Origin of the sequence: Litoribacter populi (assembly GCF_007483685.1) — a bacterium.
GTDB lineage: Bacteria > Bacteroidota > Bacteroidia > Cytophagales > Cyclobacteriaceae > Litoribacter > Litoribacter populi.
Genome location: NZ_VMKN01000001.1, coordinates 921,063 through 939,814, shown reverse-complemented (window position 1 = coordinate 939,814; position 18,752 = coordinate 921,063). Strand labels below are relative to the sequence as shown.

General features: G+C 43.2%; 15 protein-coding genes and 1 tRNA gene. 4 read left to right on the top strand and 12 right to left on the bottom strand.

The features are described from left to right. The 10 genes from FPL27_RS03970 to FPL27_RS03925 all read right to left on the bottom strand — a co-directional run. Window positions 1–1,218 (bottom strand): IS1634 family transposase (locus FPL27_RS03970; protein WP_221936579.1); only part of this gene is annotated, 1,218 nt, incomplete at its 3' end. 299 nt (window positions 1,219–1,517) lie between these two features. After that, window positions 1,518–2,450 (bottom strand): citrulline utilization hydrolase CtlX, encoded by a 933-nt coding sequence (ctlX, locus tag FPL27_RS03965; RefSeq protein WP_235893364.1) that lies wholly within the window; start codon window positions 2,448–2,450, stop codon window positions 1,518–1,520. Window positions 2,451–2,506: 56 nt separating this feature from the next. Next, window positions 2,507–3,436, bottom strand: a complete 930-nt coding sequence (locus FPL27_RS03960) for a hypothetical protein (RefSeq protein ID WP_143959852.1) — start codon at window positions 3,434–3,436, stop codon at window positions 2,507–2,509. 96 nt (window positions 3,437–3,532) lie between these two features. After that, window positions 3,533–4,099 (bottom strand): hypothetical protein, encoded by a 567-nt coding sequence (locus tag FPL27_RS03955; RefSeq protein WP_143959851.1) that lies wholly within the window; start codon window positions 4,097–4,099, stop codon window positions 3,533–3,535. An 86-nt stretch (window positions 4,100–4,185) separates the two neighbouring features. Further along, window positions 4,186–5,127: a hypothetical protein gene (locus FPL27_RS03950; RefSeq protein ID WP_143959850.1), complete on the bottom strand. Its 942-nt coding sequence runs from the start codon at window positions 5,125–5,127 to the stop codon at window positions 4,186–4,188. Window positions 5,128–5,185: 58 nt separating this feature from the next. Beyond that, window positions 5,186–6,532, bottom strand: a complete 1,347-nt coding sequence (locus tag FPL27_RS03945; protein WP_143959849.1) for a hypothetical protein — start codon at window positions 6,530–6,532, stop codon at window positions 5,186–5,188. Between the two features lie 19 nt (window positions 6,533–6,551). After that, window positions 6,552–9,341, bottom strand: a complete 2,790-nt coding sequence (locus FPL27_RS03940) for a TonB-dependent receptor (RefSeq protein ID WP_143959848.1) — start codon at window positions 9,339–9,341, stop codon at window positions 6,552–6,554. 309 nt (window positions 9,342–9,650) lie between these two features. Continuing rightward, the gene (locus tag FPL27_RS03935; protein WP_143959847.1) at window positions 9,651–12,173 is read right to left on the bottom strand and encodes an ATP-dependent Clp protease ATP-binding subunit; all 2,523 of its coding nucleotides are present in this window, start codon (window positions 12,171–12,173) and stop codon (window positions 9,651–9,653) included. Between the two features lie 66 nt (window positions 12,174–12,239). Then, the gene (locus FPL27_RS03930; protein WP_143959846.1) at window positions 12,240–12,890 is read right to left on the bottom strand and encodes a WbqC family protein; all 651 of its coding nucleotides are present in this window, start codon (window positions 12,888–12,890) and stop codon (window positions 12,240–12,242) included. Window positions 12,891–13,074: 184 nt separating this feature from the next. Beyond that, complete coding sequence (locus FPL27_RS03925; RefSeq protein WP_143959845.1) at window positions 13,075–13,704, bottom strand: L-threonylcarbamoyladenylate synthase; 630 nt, start codon at window positions 13,702–13,704, stop codon at window positions 13,075–13,077. A 158-nt stretch (window positions 13,705–13,862) separates the two neighbouring features. Here FPL27_RS03925 and mltG point away from each other — a divergent pair, with 158 nt between their 5' ends. Together mltG and FPL27_RS03915 are read left to right on the top strand one after the other, a co-directional pair. Beyond that, a complete protein-coding gene (gene mltG, locus FPL27_RS03920; protein ID WP_143959844.1) occupies window positions 13,863–14,906 on the top strand; it encodes an endolytic transglycosylase MltG in 1,044 nt (347 codons plus the stop codon). Window positions 14,907–14,908: 2 nt separating this feature from the next. Further along, window positions 14,909–15,319, top strand: coding sequence for an acyl-CoA thioesterase (locus FPL27_RS03915; RefSeq protein WP_143959843.1), 411 nt, complete (start codon window positions 14,909–14,911; stop codon window positions 15,317–15,319). Between the two features lie 264 nt (window positions 15,320–15,583). Here FPL27_RS03915 and FPL27_RS03910 read toward each other — a convergent pair whose 3' ends face one another. Then, window positions 15,584–16,723, bottom strand: a complete 1,140-nt coding sequence (locus FPL27_RS03910; RefSeq protein ID WP_143959842.1) for a DUF4221 family protein — start codon at window positions 16,721–16,723, stop codon at window positions 15,584–15,586. Window positions 16,724–16,807: 84 nt separating this feature from the next. Continuing rightward, window positions 16,808–17,344 carry a hypothetical protein gene (locus tag FPL27_RS03905; RefSeq protein ID WP_143959841.1) on the bottom strand — a complete coding sequence of 179 codons (537 nt, stop codon included), beginning with the start codon at window positions 17,342–17,344 and terminating at the stop codon, window positions 16,808–16,810. A gap of 230 nt (window positions 17,345–17,574) precedes the next feature. Here FPL27_RS03905 and FPL27_RS03900 point away from each other — a divergent pair, with 230 nt between their 5' ends. Further along, entirely contained in the window at window positions 17,575–18,522 is a 948-nt protein-coding gene (locus FPL27_RS03900) for a YihY/virulence factor BrkB family protein (RefSeq protein ID WP_143959840.1), read from the top strand. Between the two features lie 114 nt (window positions 18,523–18,636). After that, window positions 18,637–18,721 (top strand) — tRNA-Ser (locus FPL27_RS03895). Window positions 18,722–18,752: the final 31 nt, after the last annotated feature.

The window sequence follows — 18,752 nt, the reverse complement described above, 5'->3', positions numbered from 1 at the left end:
TATTTTCCACAGATTGTTGTAGTTTTCTATTATTTGGTCTTTCCCCAGTCGTGTATTGGTGATATAGCCTTTCAGGCCGTCCCACCTGGAATCCTGTTCAAATCTTGCCCGGTCGATCTCAATTTTGATTTCGCCCTCCATTTTTAGGTACTTGTTGTAGCCCCTGTTGTTGATGTGCGATTTATTGAGCTTTCCCGACCTGAGCTGCTTCTCCAGCTTCTTCAGGCCCCTTTCCCTGTTGGACCGGTCTTTTCTGGCCCGCTTCTCAGAATAGCTGACAACCATTTTGAGCCCTTCTTCCCAATCCAGGATGGTGCTCTCCCCGTTGCACAGCTCAAGTGAAAGAACCTTTGATTTTTGGCCCTTACCGCCGGTCTTCAGCCTGGCTCCCAAAATGAACTCATATCCCTTTTCAACGAGGTCTTCAATATTCTTTTTTGAAAGCAGGCCCGAATCAGCTATGATGACGGGGGCGGGCAGGTTATATTTAGTCTTGAACTTCTCAATAACCGGGATCATCGTGTGGCCTTCAAACTTGTTTCCCTCGAAAATTTCATAGGCCAACGGATATCCCTCCAGCCCGACAAGAAGGCCCAGTACGATCTGTGGATTCTGATGTTTTCCCTCTTTCGAAAAACCTGTTTTTCTAAGGTCATCTTCCTGGTCTATTTCAAAATAGAGAGTGGTCACATCATAAAACACGACATTGATCGATCCCCCGAGTATTTTCCTGGTATGCTCAAAGCTGATCAGCTGGACGGTTTCTTTATAATTGTTGTACAGCTTGTCCATATACCTGTACAGGGCATGGACCTCGATGGAAAGCCCATGGAAATTGAAGAGGTACTCAGTGGTCTTGAGTTTACTGCCCGGAAAACACAGCCTTGAAAAAACCAGCCACCTGAATAGTTCATCCTTGACAGCGTTAAAGCCAATCATGTCAAAAATTTTCCCCAATAAAAGCTCTGTTCCGGTTACCGTAATTCCCGCAATATTGTCGAGAACGTTTTGAACAGCCTGCTTTTCGTTGTTGAATGGGAGCTCCAGTAGCCCACGTTGGGACTTAATCCACTGTTCTCCTTCCTTGACAAGTCTTTCTACTGTGTCCAAATCCGGGCTGCTGCCGACGGTTTTGACGACTTTATATTTACCAGATTTTTTCTCGATTACCTGGACACTGATTTTCCCGCTTTTATTGGGTTTTTTCCGGACAAACATGGGTGAAAATAAGGAAAAAGAAGGCTGGGACACCCATTGTCAACCACTAAAAATTATGATTTAATTGAAAATCAATTATTTAATCAAAAATGGGACTGACGACTGTCGAAAACAGGAAGGGTACTAAGTACGAAGTACACAGGCAACAAAAAATCGTTGTTCCAAGTCCAGAGCAACTTGCGCTGGACTCAGTGTTCAACCTATTCTTTGTGTCTTTCTTTTCCTTTGTGGCCATTGTGACCATGTCCTTAGTGCGGCTTCTTTTTTTAAACTTATGCTACTTCGTGACCTATTTAATTCTACGAGGGTTGTAAAAATACTTCTGCTATCATACACCTTGCACTTCCTCCACCCAACTTCTCTATCGTGGGGATATCAAATATGATCAACTCTGTGAATTTCTCCAGCAACTGCCGTTGCCCTTTCTTCAAACTATTATAGGCCGTTTGGGATAGGACCGTGAAATGCTCCCCCTCCTCATTCCGCAACTCCAACATATTGCCGGCAAAGGCAAATTTTTGATGAACACTAATCGGAAGCACGAGTTTGCCGGATTGCTGTAGTTTTTCCTTAATCCTCATCGCTACACTGGGCTGATCTATACAGTCTAGGCAAACGACTGCTACCTTGCTTCCCACGTGCATCATGACGTTGGTATGGTAAATGGGGACCTTTCTATCCTCATGTCTCTGAGAGGCAGAAAAACTCACCAACTCATATCCCAGCATGTCAGCGGCATAGTTTAAGGGTAAGGTATGGGTTCTGTCTGATAGACAAGCATAAATCACTCTATTCTCTCTATCCAGCACCATGCTTCCGGTACCTTCCAAATATTGACCATCATTTTCAAAAAAAGTAAGGTCTATAATTTCCTCAACCTTATAACCCTTGTTCCCAAGCATTTCGATTATATCCTTTCTCCTTTCCAATCTCCGCATGGGAGAAGCCATGGGATAAAGCAAAACTTTGCCATCTGCATGGGAGGAAAACCAATTGTTGGGAAACACAGCATCTGTGGTCAAAGGCTCTGGTTTATCTTCCACTACCATCACCTCAATCCCTTTCTGCTGAAGCTTGGCTACACTGCAGTCAAACTCCAGCGATGCTTGGCATTGGATACTCTTCGCAGACCTACCGTCCCTTTGCTGATAAATATTGGACTCCTCCGTTTCAGGATTAAATCCAAAAGCGGCAGGACGAACCATCAAAACAGTAGAGGTAGTTTGGGGCATAGATAGGGTTTGAAATATGAGATTTCGAAATAACGCAATTGTGGGAAGACAGCCAACTAATTGATGGAAGACTTTCGGGTGTATTTGTAAAGGATGGGGTCAACACGGAATCTCTTTTCACTTAAAGTGTAATAAGAACTTCCATCAGGCGAAAAGCCAATTGCCTCCCCTTGGGGTTCCGGCTTATAGGGCAACTGGGTAGCCTTTCTGGACAGGGCCTCTTGCAGAGTTTCTCCTTCTTCTCTTACCCAATAGTAAACTACCCAGTAATTTTTAATCAGAATCTGCTTTCCATCAGCAGATATGTCACCCCCGGTAGACATAGTTATGGGAAGCTCCATTACTTTTTCCAACACAAAAGGTTCTGGTCCAAGTTTTTCATACGGCGCTCTATAAAGGGCATTACTGGAATCACGCTTAGACAGCAAGTACAAATCTCCGTTCCAAGGGTCAACCATCATGGTTTCTGAGTCTTTGGCCCCATCTGGATATGTAAAAGTGAAAGTTTCAGGTTTTACGGAAAGCTTCTCCTGAATAACTTCAGGCTCGGGGAACCTATGCACCTGCAATTCTTTATACTCAGCAAGGTTGTCCCCTATTTCACCTACATAAATGTAATTTTTGTCTTTTTCCGGTCCTGGGCCAATAGCAATATCCTCCCAATCCCGGTTTTTCACACCCTCCAAACGGATCACTCCTTTATGCTGCCCCATACTGTCCAGCATGTGCACATCGGGCCTTCCCCCCCTGTCGTTGTGTGAATATATTAGACCCGGGTGGATTCTTGACACCACCAACCCACTGGCCTCTGCAAGCATTTTGGAATCCACTTCACCCACTTTTTCACCAGATGTGAAGATAGAATCTTCCACCAAGGGATTGAGCCTGACGTCAAAACGCTGTTGTACTTTCTCAGAAATAACAAAAGGGACCAGCGAAAACAAAAAGAAAAGCTTAAGAATGAGGTCCGTAATAAACAGTTTCATATTTTCCAGTTATGCAAAATCAACGCCACCTTTCTGGGTCTAGTTTCCTTTGCAAGGATTAAAAAACGTTAAGCCTCACGAGATTAACAACATCCTCTACTCAAACCTCCAAGCAAGAGACAAACTGTTGATCCTATAAAACTGCTCCCCGTCAAAGCTATACTTGACCACAAACGGCAACCTCCCCGGCAAGTAATAACCCACCGTCAAGTTAAGCATCAGAATCCTTCCGCTAATCAATCTGCTGGGATCATCATGTTCATTAGTTTCCAGATTATTGGCTCCAAAATAATGCTTGGCACCTATGCCTGCGTAAATAAGATGCTTATCCAAAACCAGCAAGTCCCGCTGCAAGCCTACTCCTCCCCAGACCGGTGCCATAAACCACATCGAGCGGCAGTTAGCATCACAACCCATGGTCTTGTCCACCCCAAACTGCAAACTGGCATTTACCTCGCTTTTGCGAAGCAAAGGTAGAATGGCCTCGCCATACATGCCCAAGGACTCGTTATAAGTATCCCGCCATGTATTATTGATATAAGAGGCTTTGGCCCCAATCAAAAAAGTAGGGCCTGACTTTTCCTGCCCATAGCTGATTTGTGAGAAAAATAGCAGCAATACTGTTATCAATGTAACTTTGGAAAAGTCTTCAGGAATTCGCATTTCAAATAAATAGGATCAGGGCGTAATATTAGAGAAAACTTTTCTGGTTATAAACACCTGTGGAGTTTTCTCTTAAACATCCCGACTTATTTTCTTTGATAATGATAGAGTACAGGCACTATCCCATTGCTAAATTCACTCAAGGTGTAATATCCACCATTTGGGTCAAAGCAGATAGCTTCCCCTTGTGGTTCTACTGGCTCGTAAGGGGCTAACTTTGGTGTCCTTGCTAAAATATCCTCAAAACTTTCTCCCTCATTTCTTTCCCAAAAGAAAATCCTGTCATCATTCTTAATCAACACTTCATTTCCATCTGCCGAAACAGTTCCAGCCAAGGCTCTTGTAAATCCTAAATCCCCAACATGGGTTAATGTAAACTTCTCATTGACAGGCTGCGGATATGGAGCTACAAACACCATAGACCTGAAGTCTCTTTTTGTTGCAATAAAAATATCCTTAGTAAAAGGGTCCACCATAAGTGCCTCCGCATCATGGCTTTTGTCTGGATAGTCAAATTCAATCAAGTCAAATTCCCATTCCAAAGTGACCACTTCACCCCTGTGGGCCTCCTCAAAAATAGGTTCTTCAAATCTGTATATCCTATAAGAGGAAAAAACTTGCCTATTGTCTCCTATCTCCCCTAAGTACAAATAATCCACCCCATCCACAGGACCAGGACCTATCTCCATATCTTCCCAATCCCGATTATTGACCCCAGGTATCCTATAGGCTGCTACCGTTTCGGCAGTATTGGCGTCCAGTAAGAATATAAGGTTATCATTGCTGCTGTCTTGATGTGACCAAACATGTCCAGGGTTTTTTCGGCTATAGGCCAAACCGGAGGCCTCAATCAAGGTGGACTCCCCTTTGTCTATGCCAGGCGATTCAAAATTCTGAACTCTTTCCAGATCATTTATTGAATATTCGGAGGAAAAAGGCTCCCATTGCTCCCACTTGTCAATTTGCGGTTCGGATGACTGCACACAAAACTGCAGGAGGATTAAGAATAAAATTGATAACTTTTTCATGATATAAAAAAAGAGGCTCTATAGATATAGAACCTCTTTCATTTTAGTTTGATTACGTTTAATTACCCTGTCCAAAAGCACCGAAGAATTCAGTTGGTCGTGGAGTTTCGTAAGTTTTACCATTCACTTCATAAGAAGCATATCTAGGCTCGAAACCTGTGTTTCCACCAGTCAAAGCTGGAGAACCTGCCTGCAATCTGAAATCTGCATTGCCCATTGGAGCAGTAGAACTTCCTTCTCTTGCAGCTTCGATGTCGAAACCTTGACCTAACTGATAGTTGACGAACATTGGGTCATTTTCAGCTACACCGCCAGCAACATCAGAGGTAGGGATTGCCTGTCCACCTTCTCTACCAATAGTACCATTAGAAGGATAAAACTCTTCTACTATGATATCCTCATCACCATAATAAAACTGGTGTCCATAAGTGGTGTTAGCCATGTCAGGCTGATTATCTGGTGGAACCATTCTCAAACCGTATCTAGAGTTTACCACCAAGTTATTGAAAGCAAGCCCTCTAGAACCATTTTCAAAGTTTAAAGAACCACCTCTACCAGCTTGAGATCTTCTCCAACCTGAATTTACAATGGTATTGTTGTAATAATAATTGTCAGCCTGAGGCTCTCTACCTTTAGAGTTAGCCACTTTCAAACCGTTAGTTGCTACTCCGTACATCAAGTTGAAGCAGAAGTCACCCACTGTTCCAGACTTGGCGTTCATAGCTTCTCCACCAGTTTCACCATTAAGTTCAAATACACTGTGAGCGATCAAAGTTTTGGCTCCGTTCAATCTGATTGCATCATCCTTAGAATAAGCAATTCTTGTGTGCCAAAGGATAAGATTAGAAGTCAACCCATCGTCCTGCATGTAAATTGCATAACGTGGCTCTCCTTCATCGATTTCCCCTTCCTGTACGATCGGGTTGTGTGCTTCACCAGCAGCTCCGGCAAATTCAATGTCAGTATATTCAAAAACCAAGTCTTGCACGGTTTCGGTAGTGGAGATTCCACCCCAAAGGCCAGCAAAATGATTGGCAGGAACTCTTTTATCTTCAGCTACAGTAATACTTACTCTGTTACTTTCAGTTCCGTAAGAATAAAGGCTACCTCTAACTACTATTTCAGGGCTACTTCCTTGACGGCCATCACCATCCATGATAACGGTAACACCTTCTTCCAATGTAAGACTCTCACCTTCTGGAATCACAATGTCTCCGGTTACAATGTAAGTTTCGTTCGCAGCCCACACGCCGCTCACCTCACCAAACATATTGTCTTGGGTCGGGTCTACATTTTCATCGTTGTCCTCGGAAGGATCTACGATTGGGTTTTGCTCATCACTACAAGCCATGAAGCCTGTAAAAAGAACACCCAGCATCCAAAATTTCAAAATCGACTTTTTCATTAGGTATTATTTATATTGGTTATTGATTCATTCTAAAGCGAAGTCCCAGTCTATAGGATTGACCAAATCGATCACTCCTCACCACTGTTTCATTCACGTTGTTTTGGTATGGGAAGACAGCATCTTCACGGGCCAATGGGCTTTTCACAAATAGCTCATATGGAGTGTCTAGTATGTTGTTGACTCTTACGAATACCGTCAAGGACTTGCCAATATTTTTGTCTATAGACAAATCCAGTTGGGTAATTGGTCTGGACCAGTGATCATTGTTGAGGAAAGGCGATACAAACTCGATTCTTTCACCTGTGTAGACTGCTGATATCTGTGCGTCAAGGCCCAAAACCTGATCCTTATACATCAAGCTAAGGTTACCAATATGGTCAGCTTGCCCTTGAAGTGGACGTGTTTGATCCACACTCACCTGCACGAGCTGGGAAGAAGGGTCTTCAGGATTTTCCCTTCTTCGCTCAATCTTGCTGGTGGTTATTCTTGAATTAGTATAGGTGTAGTTGAACCTGATACCTATTTTATTATAATACTTGATAAAATCTGCCTCAAGACCCCAATTGACCGCATTTCCAAAATTGGTAGGCTGAAGGGAAAGTGGCCCTGTGAAAATATTGGTTCTCGCTAGTGTATACTCTATTGGGTCCCGCAAGTCTTTCAGGAAGGCCCCAACCAAAACCTGCTCTGACAGGGTTGGAAAAAACTCATATCTTACATCATAATTATGGGCTCTCACCCTTTGAAGATTTGGGTTTCCACGCTCATCAAAACCGTCCTCTTCAGCCATTCTGTAAGGAACAATTTCGTGAAAACCTGGCCTGGAGAGGGCTTTATAGTAGGATCCCCTAAGATTCATTTTACTGTTTAAGCGATGCTTAAAAGAGACTGAAGGCAGTACATCAATATAAGTTTGGCTACTATCTGGGTTTACACTTTGCGACGCCACTGCTAGTGTGTACCCTTGATCTGTGTGCTCCACTCTAACCCCGGCATTGATTTCGGTATTGAAAACATCCCATTTGGTGTTAAGATAACCGGCAGCAATCCTTTCATAGGAATCGAAATTCAAAGGGTCAGATGTTCCTCCTCTTGGATTAAGTAAATTCCAACTCACATCTTCAAAACTTTCCCAGTGAACTCCTTCAACTTGGTAAGCTGGATTTGCGGGATCGAATATATATCTATTGAAAAAGCTATTTCTTTCTTTATCCCTGTACATCCCTCCAAATTGAATTCGGGTTTCTTCGTTGATTATGCCAGGAGCATAGCTGAAATTCAGAAATCCGGTCAGATCTCTATCGGTATTGTTCAGCCATTGTCTAAAGTTTCTTCTTTCGATATTTTGAGGTTGAAATTCAAAATTCCGCATCTCGCCGTTTCTCTTAAAAATCCCATCATCAGGGCTTTCACTTGTAGCCAGGCTGTAGACCCCAGACCAGTCCATTGTGAATCGGCCCCTGCTACCAAAGGAATGTTCGCCACCCAATGTAGAGGTCTGAATGTTTTGATATCTCGACGTAAATCTAGTGATGTGGGTAAGAATCCCATTTCCCGCCAAATAATTAAAATTCCTTCCATCGACATCCGTATCCAGCATTTCCCTCACCCTGAAGTCATTCAGGAAATAATTTCCAGCATATAAATAAAGCTTATGCTCGGGGTTAAAAACATAATCTACTTTGCTGTGAAAAGCTGCTCGCTGTTGTTGTGTGGAAGAAACCCTTTCTTGTAGTCTAGTCAAGGTAGGCCTTCCTGAGCCAAAATTGTCCACATCAGCTCTATACCAATTACTATTGGAGCCTCGGTAACTATTTTGGAAACTACCCCCCAACATTACCCCAAGTCTATCATTAAAAAATCTGTCACCATAGGTAAGGCTCCCCAAAATATCCGGAAGCGGTGTCTTATTTCTCAACATCATATTGGAGGTGCTAAAATCCTCCATATTAGCAGAGTAATCTGAACCAAACTGCTCATAGGGCGATCTCATATTAAGATTTGATCTATCGTAATGATAGAAGCCTCTGTCCAGATTGATTTGGTTATAACCCAATTGTATGTCCCCTTCTAGCATAAATTCCTCAGGGGCATCCTTCATGACCATGTTGACGGCTCCACCTATCGCGTCCCCTTCCATCATAGGAGTTAGGGATTTGGACACTTCCAGTCTTTCCAATAGCTGCGCCGGAAAAATATCAAGAGGGATAAACCTGTTTTGATTATCCGGAGAAGGGATTTTTACGCCATTCACTAAAGTATAATTATAGCGCTTATCCATGCCTCTTACGATGGCGTGCTGGGGATCACCACTTGCGTTTCTTTCCACCGAAAGACCCGATACACGTTGAACTATGTTAGCAACCGTAATATCTGGAGATAACTCAATAGCCTTTTTGGAGATTACATTGATGGTGTTTGCGGCATTTCGCTCGAGAGTTCGGGCCTGCATTTCCGATCCTTTTATGGCACTCCCACTCACCACCACTTCAGCCAGATCATTGTTGTCTAACTCCATATTAAAGTCTCGCTTTATATGCTGGCCGTTGACTGATAATGTCTCATTAATCTTTTGATATCCAACAAATGAAACCTCAACATCGTAGGTTCCTTCCGGAAGATTTTTCACACTATAAGAACCATCCAAACCAACTATCGCATAATAATCAGTACCTTTAAATTGAACTGTAGCCCCTATCAAGGGCTCTTGGGTTTCTTTATCAAAAACAAAACCCGAGATATTGGCGGCCTGCACAGCAAAAGAGAGAGCCACTAAAATCGAACTGAATATGAACCTTGCTTTCATACCCCAAAGGTGGGCAATACATGTTACTCCATAATTTCCCTACTATAATCTAAAAATTACCATTCTCTCAGCAGGTGTTAACCAAAAGTTACCCGTCTTCATCACTATCTTTCAACAACCTAGCTACCAAGACAGAAGGTCTTAACATTGAAAGAATAAATAGAATATTCAAATTTCCAAATTGGAAAAAGTAAAAATGAAATAAAGTAAAAAAGCGGTTTAGTTTCTTATTTTTTTTTAACAGTAATAAAAAAACCTCCCTAGCCGAAGCCAGGGAGGTTTTCCAACAATCAATCAATCTATATTCTTTTAATCCGCTTTTTCTTGCTTGGTCACCTTGATGCTGAGCTCATCACCTTCGCCAGGATAATCGGCTACGATCACATCGCCTTCAGACAACTCCCCTTTCAGGATCTCCTCAGCAATGGCATCCTCCAAGTATTTCTGGATTGCCCTATTCAAAGGCCTTGCACCATACTGCTGGTCATAACCTTTCTCTGACAAGAAATCTTTTGCCTTATCGGTAAGCTCAATTTTATATCCCAAGTCAGTGATACGCTTGAACAATTTAGCCAAGCTGATATCGATGATCTCATGGATATGCTCCTTAGTAAGCGAGTTGAATACTACCACATCGTCCAGCCTGTTAAGGAATTCCGGACTGAATGCTTTCTTCAAAGCACTTTGTATGGTGGCTTTCATCACATCATCTTGGTTGTCCAATTTCGCCTTGGAAGCAAACCCGATTCCCGAACCGAAGTCCTTCAAATCTCTTACCCCAATATTGGAAGTCATGATGATAATGGTGTTCCTAAAGTCCACTCTTCTACCTAGCCCATCTGTCAAGATACCGTCATCCAGCACCTGTAACAATAAGTTGAAAACATCAGGGTGAGCCTTCTCGATTTCATCAAGCAACACTACAGAATATGGTTTTCTTCTCACTTTCTCTGTAAGCTGTCCACCTTCCTCATACCCAACGTAGCCCGGAGGTGCTCCGACAAGTCTGGAAACACTGAATTTCTCCATATATTCCGACATATCCACTCTGATAAGAGAATCCTCTTTGTCAAACAGATAAGTTGCCAGCATTTTGGCAAGCTCGGTTTTACCCACACCCGTTGGACCTAGGAATATGAAGCTACCAATTGGTTTTTTAGGATCCTTCAAACCAACTCTGGTTCTCTGGATAGCCTTTGTCAACTTCTTGATGGCATCATCCTGACCTACCACTTTGCCTCTCAACTCTTGGCTCATGTTTAGCAACTTGGCGCCTTCGTTTTGAGCAATTCGCTTAGCTGGAATACCGGTCATCATGGCGATTACTTCAGCCACGTTTTCCTCTTCCACTGTATAGCGCTTGGTTTTGCTTTCCTCTTCCCACTTGGTCTTTGCTCGGTCAAGTTGTTCAAGAAGTTTCTTCTCACGATCTCTCAACTGAGCAGCCTCTTCATATTTTTGACTTTTGACTACCCTGTTTTTCTCGACTTTGATTTCTTCAACCTCATTTTCCAACTTGATGATTTCATCAGGCACGTGGATGTTGTTGATGTGAACCCTTGCCCCGGCCTCATCGAGAATATCGATGGCCTTATCCGGCAAGAATCTATCGGAAATGTATCTATCAGAAAGTTTCACACAAGCCTCTATAGCCTCAGGGGTATAGTTGACATTGTGGTGATCTTCGTATTTATCTTTGATGTTGTCCAATATTTGAATGGTTTCCTCTGGAGAGGTGGCATCCACCATCACCATTTGGAACCTTCTTGCCAAAGCACCATCTTTTTCGATATACTGTCTGTATTCGTCAAGGGTTGTCGCACCAATACATTGGATTTCGCCCCTAGCCAAAGCAGGTTTGAACATGTTACTGGCATCTAGGGATCCACTCGCACCGCCTGCGCCCACAATAGTGTGAAGCTCATCGATGAAGAGTATTACGTTCGGGGATTTCTCCAGCTCGTTCATTACAGCCTTCATTCTTTCCTCAAACTGCCCTCTATATTTAGTCCCAGCTACAAGGGAGGCCAGATCCAAGGTCACCACGCGCTTATTAAACAGCACTCGGGATACTTTTTTCTGAATAATCCTCAAGGCTAGGCCTTCCGCTATGGCGGTTTTACCGACACCTGGCTCACCGATTAGGATAGGATTGTTTTTCTTCCTTCTAGAAAGAATTTGTGCTACCCTTTCGATTTCTTTTTCCCTACCGATGATAGGGTCTAGCTTGTCTTCTTCAGCCATCTTGGTGAGGTCGCGACCAAAGTTGTCCAACACTGGTGTCCTGGATTTCTCGGCGCTACTCTTGGATGAACCGGAGGAACTACTGGATCCAAACAGCTTGCTTCCTTCCTCATCTGGGTCGTCAGCTTCAGCTCTGGATCTCGGGGTTTGGTCGGATTGGTATTCCAGCATTTCTTTTACGGCGTCATAGTTAGTATCAAATTTCTGCAATATCTGTGTGGCTATATTATCCTCATCTCGAAGGATAGAAAGCAGCAAATGCTCAGTTCCAATCAATTGGCTCTTGAATATCTTCGCTTCCAAATAAGTGATTTTCAATACTTTTTCAGACTGCCTAGTAAGGGGTATGTTGGCCAAATTCTTCACGTTGTGATTGGCCGTACCCTTCACCGCCCTTTCGATAGCGGTGCGAAGCTCGTCCAGAGGTACGCCAAGCTTCTTTAATATGGAAACAGCAACACCTTCTCCTTCACGAATCATACCTAACAAGAGGTGTTCCGTTCCAATGTAATCATGCCCTAACCGCAAAGCTTCCTCACGGCTCAGAGAGATCACCTCTTTGACTCTATTTGAAAATTTTGCTTCCATTAAATATCCTTTCTTAAATGTTGTTTCTCTTGCTTCAATGTAATCCAATTTGACTTAAAAACACAATCATTCGGGGCTTTGTTCAATAGTTTTTTTTGACTGTGAAATAATCTTTCCGGCTTGGGGGCCTTCGCAAAACAGCAAATCGATTACACTTAGGTTGGGTACAAAGTCTAAGCCAAAGAGCTGCATGTAAGACACCGGTCTATAAATCCCCCTAGCATCATAGGGTTGCTTGGGTTGAATCACCCCCCGTAGATCCTGAATTTCCACATTTGATTGGTATTCAGTACTTACGACTAATCTGACAGGATGTTGTAAAAATCTGAGACAAAGTGTCAGTAATTCCAGATTCAAATCAAAAAGCCTTGCCGGTTTGCTTTCGAATACGCTTTCATAATTTGGAAAAAAATATTCAAAAAACGCTGCCTTACCATAAGCACTTTTTATGCCACGAAGGTGAATGTTCACCCATTTCTGCTCATAATCTATTTCCACTTCCTTATAAAGCTTCCCTTTCCCCCCTTTTACAGGAATAGAAAGACTCTCTACTTTATTGGCCAGCCTTATGGATGCCCTGTTTCTATAGGTCTGTTTCTGGTAATTGTCCTGCCCTTCGATTATTAATTTTTCAAATCCATCTATGGCTGCAAAATACTCTATGGGAGGCAGGTATAGTAGATCGGTGATTATAGTCTTTTCAGTATCAGACTTCATTATTCATCATTCATCATTCGGTATTCATTATTTAATTGTACCAAGTACTAGGTACCATGGACTAAGTACACCGCAGGACAGACCATTTTTTCTTTCCATTTTGGCCTTCCCAGGACATTTAGTGGATGAGTTGGGTGTCGTACTTACGCTCCTTCGTCCTTCGTACTTCGTATTTCGTACTTACTCAAAGCACTTCCTCCACATTCCCCAACCCTTCTCTCACGATCAGTATTTCGTCACTGGTGCAGTCCAGGATAGTCGAGGCCACGTTGTTTCCATAGCCACCATCGATGACCACATCCACAAGGTCTTTGTACTTTTCATAAATCAGCTCGGGATCGGTACTGTATTCGATTACCTCATCCTCATCGCGTATGGAGGTAGTCACGATGGGTTGGCCAAGTTCCTTCACCAGGGCTCGGGGTATGGAGTGGTCCGGCACCCGGATACCCACGGTTTTCTTTTTGCTGTTGAGCAGCTTGGGCACGTTGTTGTTGGCATTGAGGATAAAGGTGTAGGGACCCGGCAAGGCTTTTTTCATCACTTTGAAAACCGGCGTACTCACCGTACGAGTATAGTCCGCAATATCACTTAGGTCATAGCAAATGAAGGAAAAATTCTGCTTTTGAGGTTTCACTCCCTTGATCTGGCAGACCTTTTCTATGGCCTTTTGGTTGAAAATATCACAACCGATACCATATACGGTATCCGTGGGATAGATGATTACCCCGCCGTTGCGCAGGACGTCCACAATGTGCTGTACTCTTCGGGGATCTGGATTTTCGGGATAAAGCTTGATGAATTCTGCAGGCATAAGCTGATAGGTTTTTGGCTGAAAAAGATTTATTAAAGATAAGTGATATTATTGGAAAAATGTTTACCCAGACAAAGTGGATGGCCTTTTCTCCTTCGCCTTTGCTCTTTTTTGACTACTTTTGAAAAAAATCAACCCATCCTGCGTTAATAAAGGATATGATCCCAGACAAAAAGACCAAACGTTATCTAATTGCCGTCATTGCCGTCACCGTATTGATGACCTCCATGACGTTTTATTTCTATCAGGCATTCTTCTCTCCAAATGCCCTGGTAGATAAAGAAGAACCAGCTCTGCTCAAAATTCCAAGAGGTGCCACGTTCAAAACCGTCTCTGACAGCCTGACCAAAAAAGGCATCGTCCACGACGTAGTCACCTTTTCATTTGTCGCCAAAGTGCGCGGCTATCAGGAAGCAATCAAACCGGGCCTTTACGAAATCAGACCCAAGATGAGCAACAAGGATTTGGTTGCCCTGCTTTCTTCGGGAAGGCAAACTCCTGTTAGATTAACTTTCAACAACGTCAGAACCAAGGAAGACTTGGCGGAAAAAGTAACCAGAAACCTGGAGATGGAGCAGGAGGAATTTGAAAACCTACTTACCGACAGCGTCTACTATTCCAAATTTGACCTCAGGGATGAAACGGTTATGAGTATTTTCATCCCAAACACCTACGAAGTATATTGGAATGTGACCCCAGAGGGCCTTTTCGACAGAATGTACAAGGAATATGAGAAGTTCTGGAATGAGGAACGCACCACAAAACTCACTCAGCTAAATTTGGACCGCAAGGAAGTCAGCACTTTGGCCTCTATTGTGCAGGCCGAGACGCAGATGTCGGATGAAAGACCACGCGTTGCCGGAGTGTACCTCAACCGCTTGAGAATGAACATGCCTCTTCAGGCCGATCCTACCTTAGTGTTCGCTCTGCAGGACTTCAGCATCAAAAGAGTGCTCAATGTGCATAAGGAGATTGACAGTCCTTATAATACTTATAAATACACCGGTCTGCCTCCAGGCCCGATCAACTTGCCGGATATAAGCTCTATCGATGCCGTATTGGCCGCTGAGGACCACAAATATATTTATTTTTGTGCAAAGGATGACTTCTCCGGATACCACGCCTTTGCCACCAACTACAACGAACACCTCCGAAATGCTCGCCGTTATCAGCAAGCGTTGAACCGGGCCAAAATCTACTAACCATGTTCACTACCGAAACCCAGATAAGGGTGCGATATGCCGAGACAGACCAGATGGGTTATGTCTATTACGGAAACTATGCTGCTTACTATGAAGTGGGAAGGGTGGAAGCCATGCGCAACATTGGCTTTTCCTACAAAAAACTTGAAGACGAAGGCATCATGATGCCGGCATTGGAAAATTACAGCCGATACTACAAGCCCGGCCGCTACGACGAACTCCTCACCATAAAAGTAGAAGTAAGGGAGATGCCTGGCGTTCGTATCAGGTTTGACTGCACTATTACAAATGAGGCAGGCGAAACCATCAATGAAGGATACACCTTGCTAACCTTCATTCGGACCGACAACCACCGCCCCTGCAGACCACCAAAGGACTTGTTGGAGCTGATGAGGCCTTATTATGAGGGGTAATAGTGTTTATGGTTTAAAGTTTAAGGCTTATGGGGTTAGGAGTTTTTATTCCCGCCGCTTCGCGGGGCGGGAGGTTTAGGAGTTTATAAAAAATCTTTGCGTCCTTTGCGGAGTTTTGGCGCTCTCCCGATTCGCTTCGCTGCTCGGGACAGGTTTGCGTGAAACTTTCCAGTTTAGTTTCTCGCAGCGTCGCAGCGAAAAACGCCGCGCCCGCTGCGAGAACATATTTTTTTCCTCTGCGTCCTTTGCGTGAAACTTTTTCTCCTACTCCACAGTGAATCTCACAAATCCCAGTTCGTCATCCATGTTTTCAAACATCCAGATCTGTCCGTCTTTGACGAAATGGTGGGCGGGTATTTTGGTCAGCCCTTCCAGGAACGTCTCCCCCAGCAGGTTCAAATCCGTATCGAAAGCACTCAGCCAAACCTTACTAGATGACTTGTTATTGCCCTCAGCGTCCTGTTTGGATTCGGTCAGATAACTGAACCTTAGAAATCTTTCATTTTTCTCATCCCACACCGGCTGGCTAAAAGCAATTTCCTTTTTAAAATCCGTCATGGCTTTGTTAAATTCCTCCTGCGAGTCTATGGTCTTTTTATATTTGCCGGTTTTCCTATGAGCAAAAAGCTGGTTGTCCATTTCCTTTTTTTCCACCAGCCCGTCCTCTGGGTTGTAAATATGAATGCTGTTATCCACATTGTTGGTAATAAAAATCTTATCCTTGGCATGGTTGACAAAATAGTTGGGACCCATCATGACCATGGGCATGCCCTTTTCATTTACCCAGCTGAAAAAATAATCCTTTTGGTATTCTTGCTCGGGAAAAGTGACCTTTTTCAGGGATTTTTCCTCCATGTCAATCACCCCAAAATAAAATTCCTCCTCATGGAAATTCGAAAAAGTACCATATAGCTTATTGGGGGCAGAATTTGGGATTATTCCACTGAACAGGTTTTCATTTACCTTCAACTCATCTCCAGTTAAATCCTGGGGCTTGAGGGATACTGATTTCTTTTTATTGCCCTGCTGATCAAAGATGCCGCCCCGGTCAAAAGAAAGAATGAAAAATTCATCAGAAGGGGCGCTAAAAATCCTATATACATATTGCCCCACACCCTTAGGACCTTCTTTTTCATATGGCGTGGCCCCCACCAACTTCAGCTCCTCCAAGTCAATCTTTTCAACTTGGCTCCTGTCGGCGTCAAAATTATATAAATATCTACGATCCTGTGAAAGCACAGATTGATACAAGCCCGTTTTCAAATACAAAATATCCTCTCCTGCATCCACCATTACGGTATCCTGACTGACCGCCAAGCCTCCATCTGGCCTCTCTCCTTCCTCGGACTTGCTGCAGGCCGCCACTATAAAAAACAAAAACATTAGCACTAAAACATTCTTCATAATTATTGGGATTTAAGATTTAAAAAACTCTCACTACCAATTTATGAATAATAACTTTATGAACTAATGTTTTTGTAAACAATCTTACCTGGTATAGGTAAGTTGACCTTCGAGTTTATTCTGTTGCGGAACTCCAGCATAATCCGTCTCTGTGATCATATCAATATGCAGCACGAGGAGCTGGTCAGTCATCTCTACCCGATAATCTTCATACTCTTCACCGTCCGGGCCAAAAACCCTCAGGATGTTTCCATTTCGTAGTTCATAAGCCCCACCATTCAAAAATGGCGGCATCTCCATCTCGGAGATCCTGCCTTCTTCAGATGGATCTTCACCATGGGACCACACTTCCATCCTTGCGACATAAGAGCCCCACGTGTTAAATTCATTAGGATTGGAATGAAATGCGGCACCCGAATCTATATCCTTGCCGGTCACCACACTGTTTGAGTTTAGGGTCTGACCCTGCACATCAAGAGTACTTTCGGTGGTATAATGGATACTTTGAAGCACCCACTCCCCCAAAAGCTCATCCTGGTTGATGGTTATTTCCTCATCCGAGTTACATGAGGTGAAAAGCAGCATTCCTGCGGCTGCACATAATAGAAAAACTTGTTTCATATATAAATATTTAAAGAGTTAATTGGTGATTTTAACCAATTAACTGATCAAAACAAAATATAAACTACATTTTAAACCAGTTAACAATGATTGACACCTAAAAATGATTTACTAAATTCATTACTAACAGCATTTTAGGGAAAATCGAAAGCGTTTTACTGGACTTGAACCATTCTTACCCCCTTCTTGAAAAATTTTCTTAATTTTAGCCTCATTTTTATTATTTTTCCATGGTGAAGCAAAAGTTTAAAGACTACGTCAATATCGCGGACAAGAGGGCCCAAGCACTGCGGCATGTGCATTTCGGCAATCCTGACCAAAACCTCTACGATGTAGGCAAGCTTTTCATTCAGCAGATTCAAAAGGATGAAATCACCGAAAGAGCCTATGCGGTGGCCTTCAATTTTACAGTGGCCATGTTTCCGCTTTTGCTTTTTCTGCTAAACATGATTCCCTACATACAGTATTTTTTTCCTGACGTGACTACTGGTAACATCCTGATGTTTATCCAGGAGATTGTGCCTCCGAGCATTTATCTAGAGGCAGAAGGTACCATCATGGATATTGTGAGCCGGCCCAGGCAAGGATTGTTGTCCTTCGGTTTCTTCCTTGCTTTATTTCTTGCCACCAATGGCGTCGTATCCCTCATGAACGCTTTTAACGCCTGCTATAGGACCAAGGAAAACAGGGGGTATTTCACGACCAGACTTTTAGCCGTGGGCATTGTGATGATCTTGGTTCTAGATCTCTGCGCGGCGGCCCTGGTAATGATTTTCGGTAACCAATTGTTGGGCATGCTTTCCGACCAAGGTTTTGTTTCTAGCGGTTTCAACTATTACCTAGTTGCTTCCCTGAGGTTCTTTGCGCTTCTGTTCCTGTTTATGATCGCTACTGCTTTCATATTCCGCTTTGCCCCCGCAGTGCATGACAAGTGGCGTTTTTTCAGCACTGGCTCAGTTACTGCAGGTCTTTTGATTACGCTGGGTTTCTACCTTTTTTCCTTCTACTTAAATAATTTTGCGACTTATAACAGACTTTACGGTTCGATTGGCACTATGATCGCGGTAATGTTGTGGCTATTGATCACCAGTTTTATTATTCTGATCTGCTTTGAAATCAATGTGGCTTTGGACAAGGCTGCTGAGAAGCGCAGCGTAACCAAATTTATTAAGCATTAAATCAATGATTTACAAAAAAGGAGTAGATTTTTCACCCTATACCATTTGCAAAAACAAAACTTAGCACTACCTTTGCAATCCGTTAAGACATAAAACGGAAACGCAAATAGACCCAGAGGAGTGGCAGAGTGGTCGAATGCGGCGGTCTTGAAAACCGTTGTACCGCAAGGTACCGGGGGTTCGAATCCCTCCTCCTCTGCAAAACAAAACCCTAACTTCAAATTTGTAAG